At 71.5% G+C, this 15,621-nt stretch carries 16 protein-coding genes, 1 tRNA gene and 1 pseudogene; 10 read left to right on the plus strand and 8 right to left on the minus strand.

The window, feature by feature from the left end; translation table 11 throughout:
• Window positions 1-22: 22 nt before the first annotated feature.
• Window positions 23-1,051, minus strand: coding sequence for a TetR/AcrR family transcriptional regulator C-terminal domain-containing protein (locus tag OH807_RS28385; RefSeq protein ID WP_406204183.1), 1,029 nt, complete (start codon window positions 1,049-1,051; stop codon window positions 23-25).
• A gap of 292 nt (window positions 1,052-1,343) precedes the next feature.
• Here OH807_RS28385 and OH807_RS28390 point away from each other — a divergent pair, with 292 nt between their 5' ends.
• The gene (locus OH807_RS28390) at window positions 1,344-2,456 is read left to right on the plus strand and encodes an FAD-dependent monooxygenase (RefSeq protein WP_406204186.1); all 1,113 of its coding nucleotides are present in this window, start codon (window positions 1,344-1,346) and stop codon (window positions 2,454-2,456) included.
• Between the two features lie 185 nt (window positions 2,457-2,641).
• Entirely contained in the window at window positions 2,642-3,139 is a 498-nt protein-coding gene (locus OH807_RS28395; RefSeq protein ID WP_406204189.1) for a cupin domain-containing protein, read from the plus strand.
• Between the two features lie 104 nt (window positions 3,140-3,243).
• Here the strand turns inward: OH807_RS28395 and OH807_RS28400 are convergent, their stop codons facing one another.
• Window positions 3,244-4,614 (minus strand): erythromycin esterase family protein, encoded by a 1,371-nt coding sequence (locus OH807_RS28400; protein ID WP_406204192.1) that lies wholly within the window; start codon window positions 4,612-4,614, stop codon window positions 3,244-3,246.
• A gap of 352 nt (window positions 4,615-4,966) precedes the next feature.
• Here OH807_RS28400 and OH807_RS28405 point away from each other — a divergent pair, with 352 nt between their 5' ends.
• The gene (locus OH807_RS28405; RefSeq protein ID WP_406204196.1) at window positions 4,967-5,602 is read left to right on the plus strand and encodes a GNAT family N-acetyltransferase; all 636 of its coding nucleotides are present in this window, start codon (window positions 4,967-4,969) and stop codon (window positions 5,600-5,602) included.
• Between the two features lie 112 nt (window positions 5,603-5,714).
• Window positions 5,715-6,207 (plus strand): annotated as a pseudogene (locus OH807_RS28410) (cupin domain-containing protein).
• A 51-nt stretch (window positions 6,208-6,258) separates the two neighbouring features.
• Here OH807_RS28410 and OH807_RS28415 read toward each other — a convergent pair.
• On the minus strand, window positions 6,259-6,594 hold the full coding sequence (locus tag OH807_RS28415; RefSeq protein ID WP_406204199.1) for a branched-chain amino acid transporter permease: 336 nt from the start codon (window positions 6,592-6,594) through the stop codon (window positions 6,259-6,261).
• Complete coding sequence (locus tag OH807_RS28420) at window positions 6,587-7,393, minus strand: AzlC family ABC transporter permease (RefSeq protein WP_406204202.1); 807 nt, start codon at window positions 7,391-7,393, stop codon at window positions 6,587-6,589. The genes OH807_RS28415 and OH807_RS28420 overlap by 8 nt, the downstream gene beginning before the upstream one ends.
• 63 nt (window positions 7,394-7,456) lie before the next feature.
• Here OH807_RS28420 and OH807_RS28425 point away from each other — a divergent pair, with 63 nt between their 5' ends.
• Entirely contained in the window at window positions 7,457-7,915 is a 459-nt protein-coding gene (locus tag OH807_RS28425) for an Lrp/AsnC family transcriptional regulator (RefSeq protein WP_406204205.1), read from the plus strand.
• A 61-nt stretch (window positions 7,916-7,976) separates the two neighbouring features.
• On the opposite strand, the gene OH807_RS28430 is transcribed toward OH807_RS28425, so the two are convergent.
• Window positions 7,977-9,764: an amidohydrolase gene (locus OH807_RS28430; protein WP_406204208.1), complete on the minus strand. Its 1,788-nt coding sequence runs from the start codon at window positions 9,762-9,764 to the stop codon at window positions 7,977-7,979.
• Window positions 9,765-10,001: 237 nt separating this feature from the next.
• A complete protein-coding gene (locus OH807_RS28435) occupies window positions 10,002-10,493 on the minus strand; it encodes an ATP-binding protein (RefSeq protein ID WP_406204211.1) in 492 nt (163 codons plus the stop codon).
• 16 nt (window positions 10,494-10,509) lie between these two features.
• Here OH807_RS28435 and OH807_RS28440 point away from each other — a divergent pair, with 16 nt between their 5' ends.
• From OH807_RS28440 to OH807_RS28460, 5 genes are all read left to right on the plus strand, one after another.
• Window positions 10,510-11,616 carry a Scr1 family TA system antitoxin-like transcriptional regulator gene (locus OH807_RS28440; RefSeq protein ID WP_406204213.1) on the plus strand — a complete coding sequence of 369 codons (1,107 nt, stop codon included), beginning with the start codon at window positions 10,510-10,512 and terminating at the stop codon, window positions 11,614-11,616.
• Window positions 11,579-11,722, plus strand: a complete 144-nt coding sequence (locus OH807_RS28445; protein ID WP_406204216.1) for a DUF397 domain-containing protein — start codon at window positions 11,579-11,581, stop codon at window positions 11,720-11,722. Before OH807_RS28440 ends, OH807_RS28445 begins: the two co-directional genes overlap by 38 nt.
• A complete protein-coding gene (locus tag OH807_RS28450; RefSeq protein WP_406204218.1) occupies window positions 11,719-11,922 on the plus strand; it encodes a DUF397 domain-containing protein in 204 nt (67 codons plus the stop codon). Before OH807_RS28445 ends, OH807_RS28450 begins: the two co-directional genes overlap by 4 nt.
• Before the next feature lie 178 nt (window positions 11,923-12,100).
• Window positions 12,101-13,426 carry a hypothetical protein gene (locus OH807_RS28455; RefSeq protein ID WP_406204221.1) on the plus strand — a complete coding sequence of 442 codons (1,326 nt, stop codon included), beginning with the start codon at window positions 12,101-12,103 and terminating at the stop codon, window positions 13,424-13,426.
• Between the two features lie 75 nt (window positions 13,427-13,501).
• Window positions 13,502-13,585, plus strand: a tRNA-Leu gene (locus OH807_RS28460).
• A gap of 158 nt (window positions 13,586-13,743) precedes the next feature.
• Here OH807_RS28460 and OH807_RS28465 read toward each other — a convergent pair.
• Window positions 13,744-14,892 (minus strand): CU044_5270 family protein, encoded by a 1,149-nt coding sequence (locus OH807_RS28465; RefSeq protein WP_406204224.1) that lies wholly within the window; start codon window positions 14,890-14,892, stop codon window positions 13,744-13,746.
• Complete coding sequence (locus OH807_RS28470; RefSeq protein WP_406204227.1) at window positions 14,889-15,527, minus strand: RNA polymerase sigma factor; 639 nt, start codon at window positions 15,525-15,527, stop codon at window positions 14,889-14,891. Before OH807_RS28470 ends, OH807_RS28465 begins: the two co-directional genes overlap by 4 nt.
• Window positions 15,528-15,621: the final 94 nt, after the last annotated feature.

Below are 15,621 nucleotides of genomic sequence, written 5' to 3' on the forward strand. Positions count from 1 at the left end.
TGCGGCTGGTGAGGCGGGCCGGTCAGCCCTGGGCGGCGGTCGGGTCGGCGGGGCCGAGGCGGGTGGCCAGCCCGTCCAGCAGGTTGGTCAGGCCGTACTCGAACAGGGCGTCCAGGTCCAGGTCGTAGCCGTCCGCCAGCTCCGCCATCAGCCTGCTGTACGCGGGGAAGCGGCCCGAGGCGACGAGCGCGCCGAGGGCGGGGAGCCGGCTGTCCATCCACTGCTCCTCGGAGAGCCCGGTGGTGGCCCGCGCCTGGGTCTCGCGCTCCAGGTTGACGGCGATGCCCTCGATGTAGCTGAACAGCAGCACGTGGGTGTCCAGTACCGCCGTGGCGTCCAGACCGCGGCCCTCCAGAGCGGCGAGCGCCCACTCGGCGTGGGCCATCAGGTTGGGCAGCACCAGCGGCCGGGTGACGGGGCTGATCTGGGCCAGCCACGGGTGGCGGCGGAACAGCGACCAGAGCGTGCGGGCGCCCAGCTCCAGCCGCGGCCGCCAGCCGGCGGGCGGCTCGGCGGGGTAGCCGGCCTCGCCGAAGGCCGCGTCGGCCACCAGCAGGACGAGCTCCTCCTTGCTGGTGACGTAGCGGTACGGGGACATCGCGGACACTCCGAGCCGGGCCGCGACGGCGCGCATCGAGAGCGCGGCCAGCCCCTCGGCGTCGGCCAGCTCCAGGGCCGCGCGGACGATCCGCTCGCGGCTCAACTCTCCCTCGGGGGCGGCGCCCGGCAGCGGAGCACCGCCCGGCCCCGGATCGGTGCTCGCCCTCGGGTCGACGAGCGGGGAGCGGTCACCGACCGCAGGAAGAGCGCTGCCCGCTGCGGGAGCGCCGCCCCCGGCGACCACGGTGCCGATCCGCGCCCGGGCCTCGACCGTGCCCTCCAGGCGCAGCACGGTCAGCGCCTTGGTGGCGGTGGCCAGGGCGACGCCCCAGTCCTGGGCGAGCCGCCGGGTCGAGGGCACGCGGTCGCCGGGGGCCAGCTCGCCGGAGGTGATGCGCCGGCGCAGGTCGGCGGCGATGCGCTGGAAGGGCGGATCCGTCTGCGGTGCCATGCTGCCGAACTCCTCCGGGGATGTTTTTTCGCGGCTGTCCGCCCCTGTACTAGTTCAGACCCTACCAGCGCCGATGCTCGCCACAGGCCTTCTGTGCTAGGGCAGATGGGCCCTTTTCCTGCTGGTCAGGCCCTTGCGAAGGCCTGAATTTACGTCGTACATTCACCTTGCTTACAGCGTACAGGCACGACCGGGAAGGCACCGCCGCACAGGCGGAGCCCTCAGGCCCGGCCGCACGGACACACACAAACACGCACGATCACGTACGAACACCATCAACGGGGGAGCCCTCATGAAGACCGTCCTCATCTCCGGCGGCGGCATCGCCGGCACCGCGCTTGCCTTCTGGCTGCACCGCCAGGGCTTCGCACCGACCGTCGTCGAACTCGCCCCCGCCCCGCGCCGCGGCGGCCAGGCGATCGACATCAGGGGCGTCGCCCTCGACGTGATCGGGCGGATGGGCGTGACCGAGCAGGTCCGCGCCGTCCGCACCCGGATGCGCGGCATGTCCGTCCTCGACCCCGAGGGCAACGAGGTGCACCGCTCCACCGAGGCCACCTACAGCAGCGGCCGGCTCGACAGCGACGACGTCGAGCTGCTCCGCGAGGACCTCGTCGAGATCCTGCACGACCACACCGACCGCAGCGTCGAGTTCGTCCACGGCGACACCGTCACCGACCTCCGTGAGGACGAGCACGGCGTCCACGTGACCTTCGAGCACGGGCAGTCGCGCACCTTCGACCTGGTGGTCGGCGCCGACGGCCTGCACTCGCGCGTCCGCAGGCTCGCCTTCGGCCCGGAGGAGCAGTACCTGCACCACCTCGGCCTGCACATCGCCATTTTCAGCGCCGACAACTTCCTCGGCCTGGAGGACTGGCAGGTCTGGCAGCGCGACGGCGACGCCGGCTACGGCATCTACCCGGTGCGCGGCAACAGCGAGTTGCGGGTCACCTTCGGCTGGGAGAGCCCCGAGCCGGCCGTCCGGGATGCCGAGCAGAGCCGGAAGCTCGTCGCCGAGCGGATGGCGGCCCTGCGCTGGGAGACGCCCCGGATGCTGGCCGCGCTGGACCGGGCCCCCGACTTCTACGCCGACGCGATGGCCCAGGTGCGCCTGGAGCACTGGTCGGCCGGCCGTACCGTCCTGCTCGGGGATGCCGGCTACTGCGCCTCGCCGCTCTCCGGCCAGGGCACCAGTCTCGCCCTGGTCGGCGCCTACCTGCTGGCGGACGAGCTCGGCCGGGCCCGCACCGCCGGCGAGGACCACCGGGCGGCGTACCAGCGGTACGAGGAGCGGATGCGCCCCTTCGTCCTCGCCAACCAGGCGCTCGCCACCGAGAACCCGGGTGGGCCGGCGTCGGAGGAGTCCGTCGAGCGGGCCAAGAACGCCATCTCCCTGGACCGCTGAACCCGAGTCGACGCCCGGCGCCGACGCCCGGCGCCGACGCCCGGCGCCGAGGCCCGACCAGCTGGAATTGACCCATGAATTCCGCAGGAAACTGCACCATGAACCAGGTCTTTCAGAGGCCTAGAGTCGTAGACAGAAGGCCGCGGGGGAATGCCGGGGCCGCTGTTCGATCAGGGGAGATCATCGTGAACACCGTTGCACCGAAGCCCGTTCTGACCCGCGCCGCCGAGGCCGAGACCGCCAGTGACCCGAGCAGTGTGATGACCCTGCTGGCCGACTTCGGTACGGGTGGCAGCGGGCTCACGAGCTACCGGTCGACCTTCGCCGAGGGTGCGGTCGGTGCCCCCGCCCACTTCCACACCCGGGCCTCGGAGATGTTCTTCGTCATCGGCGGCGCGCTCCAGGTGCTCGTCGACGACGAGGTCAAGGTGCTGACCGAGGGTGACTTCCTGCTCGTCCCGCCGCACACCCCGCACGCCTTCGCGGCCGCCCCGGGCTCCGTGGCCGACGTGCTGTTCACCTTCACGCCCGGCATGCCGCGCTTCGACTACCTGCGCCTGCTCAACCGCGTGATGCGCGGCGAGGCGAGCCCGCAGGAGATCAAGGACTCCTCGGAGCAGTACGACAACCACTACGTCGACAGCCCGGTGTGGCGTGCCGCGCTGGAGGCGGCCGCCAAGTAGCGGGTGGCGGCATGCCGGTGGCTGGGCGGTCCCCGCCGGGGCCCGGCGCGGACGGCGGGGGCGACCACCGTCCGCGCCACCGGGCCCCGGCGGGGTCGGAGGCGTCACGGGGTCCTGTCGGCCTCGCGGACGTCGTGGAGGTGGATGAGGACGTCGAAGGACTTGGCCAGTGCGATGTTCCCGGGCGGGTAGGGGGCCTGCGTGCCGTAGTTGCGCGTGGGCCGGTTGACGTTCAGCCAGGCCTTCGCGGCGGCCGGGGCGGTCCGGGTGTCGAGGTAGAAGTCCCGCCCGCGGACCTGGTCGAGGGTGTACTCGTTCATCTCGGCCGTGGCAGGCCCGTCGGTGAACTTCTTCCACTCGCCGCCCACGGCGGTGTCCTTCGACAGGAACGAGCCCTGGTAGAAGGTGAATCCGATCGGGACGTAGGCGCGGCCCATCGTGTCCCGCAGGAACGCCCCCTGGGTCTTCGGGTAGAGCCCGGGATCGCCGGACGCACGGCCGACGTGGTCGTTGTGGGCGGACAGCAGCACCTTGTGGCCGGTGTGCTGCCGCCACCAGGTGACGTTCTGGGCCATCACCTCGTCGCGGAACCGCTCGAAGTCGGGCAGCGTCGCCTGGTCGCCGGGGTCGATGGTGAAGAACTTGGTGGTCTGGGCGACGGAACGGGCGTTCTGCTCGGCCCAGTCGAAGGCCGCCCCGCCGGAGCCCCGCAGGCTGCCGACCAGCTCCAGGGCCTGCTGGGCCCGGTCGGCGAGCTGCCGGCGCTCGGCGAGCGGCTTGCCCAGGTAGGCGAACGCGTCGTCGATCGGGCGCAGGCCGGTGTAGAGCTCGTTGAGCCGCGCGAGCGCCTGCGGGTGGTTCTGCCGGACGTAGTCGGTGATCCGGGCGAAGAACGCGTCGTCGAGGGAGGGCGCACCGAGGTCGTCGCCCATGAAGTGGACGGTGCGGTCCGGGTGGCGGCGGTTGTAGTCGCGCATCCACTCGATGAGGCTCACGAACTCCTCGCGGTCCCAGGGGGAGTTGGCGAGGGCCTTCTTGGCGACGCTGCGGGCGTCGCCGCCCTTGCCGGTCTGGAGGTAGTCGTCGATCTGCAGCCCGGCGGACCAGCTCAGCTCCAGGGCGAAGGTGGTGTAGCCCTTCTCCTCGACGAGGTAGCGGAAGATCCGCTCCTTCATGGTGAAGAACTCGTGCGAGCCGTGGGTGGCCTCGCCGAGTCCGACCACCTGGGCGTCGCCGATCATGGCGCCCAGGGCCCGCAGGTCGGCGGTGCTCCCGCCGGGTTCGGTCGAGCGCAGCGGGTGGGCCGCCTGCTCCAGTGCGCGGAGCGGGCTCCTACCCGCCCCCGTCGTGCCCGCGGTGTCCGCCGGGTCGGCGGGGGCCGCCTGGGCCGCGACGGGGGCGAGGACCGCTCCCATGGCGACGACCGCCGTGACCAGCAGCCCCCGCCGGCCGATGCGCTTCCGGTGCCTCGTCATGCTTGTTACCCCTCAACTTGCGTACTGCGGCTTGCTTCTTGCCTTGTGGAACTGATCATTGCCTGCGATTCCATGGCTGCGCGCTGAGGGAAGCCTCCGAAACGGCCCGGGGGGATACCCCCCGTTGCCAGGGCAGCGGGGCAGGTGCGCGAAGGCAGGAGCCGTTGCCCGAACGGTCCTGCGACGCCCTGCCGTGCCCGGCCGTGCCCTGCCGCGCCGTGCCGCGCGGGGCGTCGTCCGAGGCCCGCCGGAAATGCGGGCGACAGGGCGCGGAGGCTCTGGGACGCTACCGCTCCGGTGGCCGAAGTGGCCGAAGTGGCCGATCTGGCCGGCGCGCAAGGAGTGATGAGTGATGAGTCCGACGTTCGAGGGCCCGGTGCTGGAGGGCGCCCTGGTGCGCCTGGAGCCGCTGGAGTACCGCCACGAGGCCGGGCTGGCCGCCGCGGCGGGGGAGGACCGCCGGTCGTACGACTTCACCTGGGTGCCGGGCGTCGGGGAGGCCCGCGGCTACATCGAGGCCCAACTCGCCCGCGCCGCCGCCGGGGAGGTCGCCCCGTACGCGCAGGTGGACCGGGCGTCCGGCCGCGTCATGGGCGCCACGGCCTTCCTGGGCCCGCGCCGTCTCCCGGACGACGGCCGGCTGTTCGCGGTCGAGATCGGCTTCACCTGGCTCGCCGCCTCGGCGCAGGGCACCGGCCTCAACCGGGAGGCCAAGTACCTGCTCTTCCGGCATGCCTTCGAGCAGTGGGGGGTGGGCCGCGTGGATCTCAAGACCGATGCCCGCAACGCCCGCTCCCGCGCCGCGATCGAGGCGGCGGGGGCCACCTTCGAGGGCGTGCTGCGGAGTTGGTCGCGCTCCTGGGCCCCCGGCGAGGGCGGCCGCCTCCGGGACTCCGCGATCTTCTCGATCACGGCCGAGGAGTGGCCGGACCGCCGTGCCGCCCTGGAGCGGAGCCTCGCCGCGAGGCGGGCCGCCCTCGGTAATTGACCCATGATCATGGCCTGAAAGTGAACCATGTACGGGGTCTTTTATGAGCCTGGAGTGGTGATCACAAGGCCGGGAGGGAACGTCGGAACGGCCGATGGCCAGGGGAGACACCATGAGCAGCGCCACGCCGAAGCCCGTTCTGACCCGTGCCGCCGAGGCCGAGACCGCCAGCGACCCGAGCAGTGTGATGACCCTGCTGGCCGACTTCGGTACGGGTGGCAGCGGGCTCACGAGCTACCGGTCCTCCTTCGCCGAGGGTGCGGTCGGTGCCCCCGCCCACTTCCACACCCGGGCCTCGGAGATGTTCTTCGTCATCGGCGGCGCGCTCCGGGTGCTGGTGGACGAGAAGGGCGAGGTGCTGGGCGAGGGCGACTTCCTGCTCGTCCCTCCGCACACCCCGCACGCCTTCGCGGCCTCCACGGGCTCCGTGGCCGACGTGCTGTTCACCTTCACGCCCGGCATGCCGCGCTTCGACTACCTGCGCCTGCTCGGCCGCGTGATGCGCGGCGAGCCCGCAGGAGATCAAGGACTCCTCGGAGCAGTACGACAACCACTACGTCGACAGCCCGGTGTGGCGTGCTGCGCTGGAGGCGGCCGCCACGTAGCGGACGGGCCCCGCCCGGGGCTCCGGTGCTGCTCGGCCTCAGGGGCTCCGGTCAGGAGTGGGCGAAGAGCGTGCTCGCAAGGGCGACGTGCACGGCGGTGCCGCCCAGGATGCTCAGGACGGCGTTGCGCCGCCACAGGTGCAGACCGAGCGTCGCGGCCAGGGCGAGCACGGTGGGCGCGGCCCGGAACGGGCTGCCGAGGGGCAGCGCGCGCAGCGAGTAGACGGTGAGGATCACCATCACGCCGACCGGCATGCGGGCGCTCAGGTGGTGGAGCACGGCGCTGGCCCGCAGCGGTGCCAGCGCGGCGAAGGGCAGGGCGCGCAGGCCCCAGGTGACGGCGGCCGAGACGCCGATGGCGGCCAGCAGGTAGGGCGTGTCAGGCACGGGCCGGCTCCTTCGTGGCGGGTGCGGGTGCGGGCACCGCCGCGGCCGTGGCCGGGCGTCGCCGCGCGAGGGCGTACCGGGCCAGCAGTCCGGCGGTGAACAGGCCGGTGGCGGCCAGCAGCATCTGGTCCGGGAGGACGAACCGTGCGGTGAGCGCGCAGACCAGGGCCAGGGCCGGGGTGGGGATGTCGCGCCGCGCCCGGTAGGCGTCGACGGACAGGACGACGAAGAGCGCGGTGAGCGCGAAGTCCAGCCCGACCAGCCGTGCGGGCACCAGCGCGCCGAACAGTGCGCCGGCCGTGGCGCCGACCACCCAGTAGACCTGGCAGAGCACCTGGAGCAGGATGATCCGCCGGCTGCTCCAGGACTTCGCCGTCTCGCCGGTGGTCAGGGCGTAGGCCTCGTCCGTCATGCCGAAGGTGCTGTACGCCTTGCCGAACCGCCCCCGCACCCGGTGCAGGGGGAACGAGAGCGCGTAGAACACGTGGCGGAAGTTGACCAGGAACGCCGTCAGTGCGATCTGGGCGAGCGGGGTGACGGCGACGACCAGCCCGATGAGCAGGAATTCCAGCGACCCGGCGTAGACCAGGGCGGTGAACGCGGTGGCCCACCACCAGCTCAGGCCGGCGTGGACGACGAGGACGCCGAAGGCGATGCCGAGCGGGAACAGGCCCAGGCCCACCGAGCTGGAGTCCCGGAGCGCCGCGACCAGGTCGGCGCGGGCCGGTGGCGTCGGCGCGGGAGCGGACGCGGGGGGTGGGGCCGGGTGCGTGAGCAGTCCGGCGGGCGAGGAATCCATAAGAGAAATGCTAGAACGAAATCCAGGTAATATGGTTTCCAATTATTGCCTGGGAGCGGCCCGATGAGCAACAGAATGACGCTCGACAGCGTCGATCGCGATATTTTGTTCCATCTGCGCCAGGACGGCCGGCTGACCAACGTCGAGCTGGCCAGGCGGGTCGGCCTCACGCCGCCGCCCTGCCTGCGCCGGGTCAAGCGGCTGGAGGACACGGGGATCATCGCCGGCTACCGGGCCCGCATCGACCCGGCGGCCGCCGGCCGCGGCTTCGAGGTGGTGGTCGCGGTCGAGATCGGCGTCAACGACCTCCAGACGGTGGAGGAGTTCGAGACGACGGTGGCCTCCTACGAGGAGGTCGTCGAGTTCCGCCGGCTCTTCGGCCGCCCCGACTACTTCGTCCGCGTCGCGGTGGCGGACCACGCCGCCTACGAGACCTTCCTCACCGGCCGGCTGATGGGGCTGCCGGCCGTGACCCGGGTCGACTCCCACCTGACCATGAAGAAGATCAAGGGCGACGACTGAGGGTGCCGGACTCGCAGCGCGGACCGGCGGCGCCCTGCTGCGCCGCCGGTCCGCGCGCGGGTCAGCAGTTGCAGTGCCAGTGGTGGTCGAGCGGGGGAGTCCGCTCCGGCGTTGCGGCGGTGGCACGTGCGGCGTCGACGGGGTGGACGGTGCGGCCCGCCTTGAGCGTCTCGGCGACCTCGATGTGCCGGATCTTCTCCGGGTCGACGGTGACCGGGTTGGCGCTCAGGACCACCAGGTCGGCCAGCTTGCCGACCTCGATGCTGCCCTTGCTGTCCTGCTCGAAGTACTGGTGGGCGGCGTTGATGGTGATCGCGCGGACGGCGTCCAGCGCGGACACGCACTGCTCCGGGCCGAGCACGACCTGGTCGGTGCGGGTCCGGCGGGTGACCTGACTGGCGAGGATCGCGATCGAGTTGGGCAGCGCCACCGGGGCGTCGTGGTGCGAGGTGTAGGCGATCCGCCGGTCGAGCGCCCAGCGGGCGGGGGAGATGGTCGCCGCGCGCTCCTCGCCGAGGACGGTCTTCCGGTACCAGTCGCCCCAGTAGAAGGTGTGCATCGAGAAGAACGACGGGATGATCCGCAGCAACGCGAAGTCGTTGATCTGGTCCTCGCGGGCGGTCTGCGCGTGGATCGCGACCGTCCGCCGGTCGCCGGGCCCGGCCGCCGCGGTGGCGGCCCTGACCGCGCCGATGAACTGGTCGATCGAGGCGTCCCCGTTGACGTGCGCGAGCACCTGCCAGCCCTGCTCGTAGGCCGTCCGCACCTGCCGGACGACGGCTGCGTCGTCCGGGACGGTCGGGTAGCCGCAGTAGTCGTCCGGCTGCCCGTCCGGCGGCGTCTTGTACGGCTTGGTGAGCCAGGCCGTCCGGCCCTGCGGGGAGCCGTCGAGGTACAGCTTCACGCCCGCCGCCCGCACGCCGTTCACGTACTCCCGGCTCGCGCCGACCGGGTCCCGGTCGGCATCCCGGTCCAGCACCGCCGCGGTGGCCTGGTCGGCGCGGGCGTAGGCGACGACGTCGATCTCGAACGGCGCGGCGGCGGCGATCTCGCGCAGCGCGGCGAGGTTGGTCAGCGTCGTCCCGCCCTCCTGGACGGTGGTGAAGCCGAAGGACGCCGCCGACTCCGCGCCCTTGGCGAACAGCCCGAGCTGCACGGCCTCCGGCAGACCGCCCAGCGCCGCCGCTGACGCGGGATTGAAGGCCGTCTCCTCCAGCACCCCGTTCGGCTCGCCGTGCGACGGTTCGACGGCGAGCTCCCGGCGGCGGATGACGCCGCCCTCGGGGTCGGGGGTGTCCGCGCCGTAGCCCAGTGCCGCCAGCCCCAGGGAGTTGACCGCGCCCAGGTGGAAGGACTGGTGGATCGCCAGCACCGGCCGGGTGGTGGACACGTCGTCCAGGTCGTCCCGGGTCGGGTGCCGCCCGTCGGTGAGGATCGCGTCGTCGTAGCCGAAGCCGATGATCCACTCGGATTCCTGCCCGACCTCCGTCTCCGCCCAGGCCCGCAGCTTCTCCTGGAGGGACGCGATGTCGGTGACGTCGCCGTCCGGATCGGCCAGCAGGTTGGCGATGGTGGCCTGGAGCCCGATGCCGCCCAGATGGCCGTGCGCATCGATGAACCCGGGGAGCAGCGCCCGGCCTCCGAGGTCGCGCACCTTCGTCCGGGGGCCGTGCCAGCGGTCGACCGCCTCGGCGTGGCCGCCGACGAAGACGATGACGCCGTCCTTCACCGCCACCGCCTCGGCGGTGGGCGGCTCGGCGACCGTCACGATCTCGCCGCCGTGCAGGAGGAGATCGGCCTCCGCGTACGGTGCCGGCGCCTCCGGTGTCGTGTGCTGCTGATCGGCCATGGTCGGGGTCCCCTTGCAACTGGATACGTTCGGTGGGGACGGTGCTACCCAAGGTGATCACGTTCAATCCGGTGGGCCCGGAGAACGTCGGCCGGTCGACGGGGTGGCAGCCCTCAGCGCCGCCACCCCGTCCGGGACTTGCGTCGGACGGGGTATCGGCGCGCTGCTGCGGGTCGGTTGAGCCAAACCCCACGTTGGGGGGAACGTGATGCGCGCGGGCCCGGCGTGCGCCGCGCGTCAGACCGCGACGACCCCGGCGGCGCGGCCGAAGGCGAGTTCGGTGAAGCCGGGGGCGGGAGCGACCAGCGCCCAGACGAACTTGCCGACGCCGCCGGCCCGCAGGCAGCAACCCCAGCGCTCGGCCAGCTCGTTGACGAGGAACAGGCCACGACCGCCCTCCTCCTCGGCGGAGGAGGCGCGGACCGACGGCCGGCCCGCACCCGCGTCGTGCACTTCGATCCGCAGCCGGTCGCCGGTCACCGCGAAGCGCACCTCGATCAGCCGGTCCGGCGGCGCCTCACTGTGCTGCACGGCGTTGGCGAACAGCTCCCCGAGGAGCAACTCGCCGACGTCGCAGAAGCGTTCACCGCGCGGCAGCCCGGCAAGGTAGGCCCGCAGCAGCAGCCGCGCGAGCGGGGTGGAGCCGGTCCGCGACTCCAGCCGCGCGGCGAACTCGCGCGGCCGGCGGGAGGGGAAGGCCGGGGGAGGGGCGGGGCAGTTCTTGGGCATGGCGAGGCAACCTCCGGTGCTGGTGGGGGAGTGGAAGCGGCTCACGACAGGGGCGCACGGCCTCACGCTGCGCAAGCAAACGATCGCGTTCCGGTCTCCATCATCGGGCCTGCGGGTTACGGTGACGGCCGATTCCAGGTGCAGCGATGCGCGACACATGAGGGGGCAGGACGTGTCACATCGGAAGGCGGATGCCGGGCCCACGTCGAGCCCGGCGGTGATGTTCGGTGAAGCCCTGCGATTCGCGAGGGAGCGTGCCGGCTACACGCAGGCCGAACTGGGCAAGCTGGTCCACTGCGACCGCACGGTGGTCACCCGTGCCGAGGGCGGTCAGCGACCGATGCAGGCCGAGACGGTGGCGAGTTGTGACGAGCTGCTCCAGATGGGAGGTCTGTTGGTCAAGCTCTGGGACCGGGTGGACTGGCAGGCGGACATCGAGCACCCGGACTGGTTCCAGAAGTACGTCGATCTGGAGGCCGAAGCGGTGGCTGTGAGGGCGTTCCAGTACGCCAGGGTCAATGGACTGCTCCAGTGTGAGGACTATGCGCATGCCCTGTTCTCTCTCGGCGATGTCCGCGACAGCCCAGCTCTCGTCAAGGAGAGGGTGGCAGCCCGGCTGAGTAGGCAGGGGCGCTATCTCCAGGCTGGTGGCCCGCTGCTGCTCGTGGTTCTTCACGAGAGCGTGATTCGGAGCGTCGTCGGCGGCCCCGGAGTCATGCGGCGTCAGATGGAACATCTGCTCTCGGTGGGCGAAGCCTCCAACGTCAGCGTTCAGGTGGCGCCTTTCGGCATGTCCTTGACGCGGTTGCCCACGACATCGATGTTCCTGTTGGTGATGCCGGACGGAAAGGAGTGGATCTACTCGGAGAGCCTCTATCGGGGGCACTTCAGCGATGCGCCGGCGATCGTGGCGGGACATCGATGCGACTTCGACCTCGTGCGCGGCGATGTACTCTCGGTGCGCGACTCTCGCGTGCTGATCGCCGATGCGATGGAGGAGTACCGGTATGCCGAACGCCGAGCTCAACTTGGCGGCCTGGCTGAAGAGCAGTCACAGCGGCGGCAACGGCGGCAACTGCATCGAGGTGGCCCCAGGATTCCTCGGTCTCGTCCCGGTGCGTGACTCGAAGGATCCCGACGGCCCTGCCCTCGTCTTCGCCACCTCCGCGTGGCAGTCGTTCCTCGCCGCCGTCCGGGCCGGCGACTTCCCTGCGAAGGACGAACCGTGACCGATCTCAACAATGTTGTCTGGCTGAAGAGCAGCTACAGCGGGGACAACGGCGGCGAGTGCATCGAGGTGGCCCCCGGGTTCCCCGGCGTCGTTCCGGTGCGTGACTCCAAGGACCCGGCCGGCCCGGCCCTCGTCTTCGCCGCCTCCGCCTGGCACTCCTTCGTCGCGGCCGTCCGGGCCGGTGACCTCCCCTCCTGACCCGTTCGGCGCATCAGACCCATCAGGCGCGTCCGGCCTGTCAACTTCGGTCGCCGGCGATCCCGTCCAACAAGTTTCGAACACTAACGGTCCGGTGCTGGCGGAGTGTGTAATCAAACCGTTACGTTCACTCGGTGTGCACGAATGACCCCTGTTCGACTCGACCGAGGCGGTAGACATGGCACAGGAAGCCCGTATCGACGTTGCACTCACCCTCCGGGACGGAGGCGCGGAGCCCTCGCGGGAGGAGCTGGCGGATCTTGCCGCCTCCCTCAAGCCCGAGGTCTGGTTCTCCAGCTCGCTGAGCGCCACCAACGCGGCCGGGCGCGAGCCCGACTTCACCTGGGAGCTCACCGGCGCGCCCTACCAGGGTCAGACCGCCACGGGCAAGGCGGCGGTCTACCTCGCCAACTCGAAGTTCGGCCTCAATCGGCCCTTCATCTTCGCCGACGGCTTCAACTACGGCGAGAGTGACCTCCCCGGCCTGTTCGCCTACTTCAACCAGCCCTACGACGGCAAGGCCGGCTTCTTCGACCAGCTGCTCCGTCAGGGCTTCGACGTGATCGTGCTCGGCTTCACGGAGCGGCACACCCACATTCAGGCCAACGCCGAGGTCGCGATCGCCGCGATCCGGCAGGCGATCGCGGAGCGCAAGAGCGACATTCCGCTGACCGTCGGCGGGGTGAGCATGGGCGGCATCATCACCCGCTACGCGCTCGCCAAGATGGAGTCCGGCGAGGCCGACCACGAGACCGCCACCTACCTCTCCTTCGACTCCCCGCACAACGGCGCCTGGATCCCGCTGGTCCTCCAGCAGATGGCTTACTTCTTCGAGGACTTCACCCCGGCCGGGCCGGACGGCGCCAAGCAGGCCGACCTGATCCGGAGCCCCGCCGCACAGCAGCTGCTCTGGGCCTGGGTCGAGAACTCCAAGTACTCCGGCCCGGTGGCCACGGCCAGTGAGCTGCGCAAGGAGTTCCTGGCGGACCTGGAGCGCGTCGGCAACTTCCCGCAGCGCCCGCGCAAGCTGGGCGTCTCCAACGGCCGGCGCGACGGGATCGGCCGTCCGCTGCCGGCCGGCGAGGTCGCGTTCGACTGGCAGGCCCTGATCGCCAGCGCCACCGCCCGGTTCCAGGCGGACAGGGGCGAGAAGAAGGCGATCGGCGGCATGCACCTCGGTCTGGAGCTGCGCCGCAGCACCACGACGGAGGTCCCGGCGCTGGACGGTGTGCCCGGCGGCACGCTGGACTCCTTCGGCAAGGTCGCGGACGCGCTGAAGGCCAAGATCGCCGACGAGTACCGCAGTGGCGCCTTCGTGCCGTCCGTCAGCGCGGCGGCCCTGGCCTTCGACCCGGTCAAGTGGGACGTCGAGCCGAACCTCGCCATCACCGACGCCGACCTCCAGCGCGGTCACCTCGACGAGGTCGCGTTCGACACCGACAACACCGAGCACAGTCACATCTCCGGTGTGCTGATCGACTGGATCGTCGACCGCCTCGTCTGACGGCCCCTGGCCTGCGCGGAAACCCGGTACGGAGCACCCTCGCGGATGGGCTAAGCTTTAGCTCATCACCCAGATGCGCGGGTGGCGGAATAGGCAGACGCGCTGGATTCAGGTTCCAGTGCCCGAAAGGGCGTGGGGGTTCAACTCCCCCCTCGCGCACAAAAGGTCAATCGACCCATTGAGGCCGGTCGGCCCGACTCCACGTCGGGCCGACCGGCTTTTTTGTTGTCCGGCCGCGCTTGCCGGAGCGGCCGAGGGCCGGGGCCGGCGGTCGGGGGACCGGAAACCGGTCCCCCGACCCCCGCCGTGGGCTCCGCTCAGGCGGTGCCGCCCGTCGTGGGGCGTTCCTTGCGGGCGTCGACGACGGCGCGCTCCAGGACGGCGGTGCGCTCGGTGACGGTGCCGGGCTTGATGCTGCCGACCTGCCTGATCTGGACACCGCGGCTGCCCAGGTAGGTGAAGCTCGTGCGGTCGAAGACGAGTTCGAGGCGCTCGCCGCTCTGCTCGTCCAGGCGGGCGAGGGCGAGGCCGGTGCGGCCGACGGCGTCCTGGGAGTTCTGGACGACGACCACGCCGGGGATGTTCGCGGCGGCCCGGTAGAGCGCGGCGGCGCTCGGGGCGGGCACCAGCTGTTCGTTGATGATCTCCTTGATCGTCTCGAACGCCTGCTGGTCCCGGTCGCGCGGGCCGCTGACGGTCGTGTAGATCGACTTCAGCAGCGGGTCCGGGTCGGTCGGCTGGGTCTTGAGCCAGTTGTACGAGAGGCGGCGGGGTTCGCCCGGGATGTCCTGGCCGTTCTCGGGCTTGGAGTGGGGGCCGTCGCTGTCGAGGGTGATACCGCCCTCGTCCTGGTAGCCGGGCTCGTCGAGCCAGCCCTTGAGCGCGTCGGGGGACTTCCAGACCTCGCGCTGGTGCAGCGGCTGCACCCACGTCCGGTGCTCGTCGGTGTCGCCGTTGTGCGAGAAGGACAGGTAGGAGACCTTGCTCTTGACGTAGATGAACTGGCCCGGCTTCGGCACCGGGATCTGCTGGGTGCTCACGGCGGCGGCGAGCTGCTGGACGGTCGAGACGAGCTGGAGGGCGCTGCCCTCCTCGACCGGCACGACGGGCGCCTCCACCGAAGCCGCCGCACGCGGCCTGTCGATGCCGCTGGTCAGTGTGCCGACGGCGACGACGGCGGTGAGCACGGCGGCGGTGACCGGGACGGCGATCAGCAGGGTGCGCCGAACCGGCCGCTTCGCGGCCTTGGGTGCGGGAGCGGGCGCCGGAGCGGGGTCGTGGGTGCGGATCTCGTTCAACAGGTGCTCCTCGAACAGCAGCTGACGGTCGAGCGGCATCCGGGGGGCGGACGGGGCCGGCAGCAGCCGGGCGAGCTCCGCGTGGTCCGGCTCCGCGTGGTCCGGCTCCGTGCGGTCCGGCTCCGTGTGGTCCAGGGGCTCGGTCCGCTTCCAGAACTTGCGGGTCATCCGTACGTCTCCTCGTGCGACTCGTACGACCGGGCCGCGCGGGTGCGGCCGCCCTGTACTTGTCCGGGGCGCGGAAGCGGTTCCCGGTTCTTCTGTAGTTCCTGTGCGGCGAGTTTGCGCAGGCGCGTACGGGCCCGGGAGAGGCGGGAACGCACGGTGCCGATGGGGACGCCGAGCGCGGCGGCGGCCTCGGCGTACCCCAGTTCGGACCAGACGCAGAGGGTGAACACCTCGCGCTCGGCGCGGCGCAGTTTCTTCAGCGCCCGCTGGGCGGCGGCGAGCTGGTCGGTGTCCGCCATGCGTCCGACGAGTTCGTCGGCGAAGTCCGGGACGGTGTCGCGGGCGGGCAGGCGGCCGAGGGCCGCCTGGTGGCGGCGTGCGGCACGACCGGTGTTGCGCAGCACGTTGACGGCGATGCCCATGAGCCACGGGCGCGGGCCGGCCTCGTGGTCGAGGAGCCGGTCCCGCAGCCGCCAGGCCTCCAGGAAGGTGAGCGAGACGACGTCCTCGGCGAGGTCCCGGTCGCCGCACGCGCGGACGGCGTGCCGGTGGACCAGGGGCGCATGGTCACGGAAGAGCTCCCGGAACGCTTCGGGGTCCCCCGTGCGTATCCGGGCGTGCAGTGAGTAGTTCACGAAATGCCTTGTCCGCCGCGGCCGCGCAGTTCCGGTGATCCGGCTCACACCGCGGCGTCAGGGGAGTGGTCACGCCACGGGCGGGAGCCGGCCC

Origin of the sequence: Kitasatospora sp. NBC_01560 (assembly GCF_045208415.1) — a bacterium.
GTDB lineage: Bacteria > Actinomycetota > Actinomycetes > Streptomycetales > Streptomycetaceae > Kitasatospora.